Genomic DNA, 444 nt, shown 5'->3' with positions numbered 1-444 from the left:
ATTTGATGGATGCCTCGACGCCGGCGACAAGGGCGGCGTTTCTGGCGAAGGTGCGAGGGAAGCTGGAAAGGTTTTGAGAGGGCGACTTTCCCTTCCTTCCCCCCCACAAAGGGGGAGGCGAGAAGGCACTACATCCTCGTCCGCTCCGATTTCGGATCGTACATCGGCTTCAGCGAGGCTTCCGCCGCAAAACGCTCGCCGGCGATTTCGATCTCATAGGACGACGCCAGCACATCCGCCTCGCTCTCGCCCTCGCAAGGCACATAGCCCAGCCCGACGGCGCCGCCGAGGTGATGGCCGTAATTGCCAGACGTTATCGGACCAACGATCTTACCGTCGCGCAGGATCGCCTCGTTATGGAAGAGCAGGGGTTCCGGATCCTTCAGCCGGAACTGTACGAGCCGGCGTGACAGGCCGGCTTCCTTCTTGCGCAGCACCGCGTCA

Annotated in this window: 1 protein-coding gene; it reads right to left on the bottom strand. The window is 62.2% G+C overall.

What is annotated here, in order from left to right; translation table 11 throughout:
• Positions 1 to 128 precede the first annotated feature (128 nt).
• A partial coding sequence (locus EN949_RS35655; protein WP_164782694.1) for a glycine cleavage T C-terminal barrel domain-containing protein occupies positions 129 to 444 on the bottom strand: 316 nt, incomplete at its 5' end.

This window comes from Mesorhizobium sp. M7A.F.Ca.US.007.01.2.1 (genome assembly GCF_003998165.1).
Classification (GTDB): domain Bacteria; phylum Pseudomonadota; class Alphaproteobacteria; order Rhizobiales; family Rhizobiaceae; genus Mesorhizobium; species Mesorhizobium ciceri.
The sequence above is the reverse complement of the archived record's forward strand: the minus strand, read 5'-3'. Positions and strand labels throughout refer to the sequence as shown.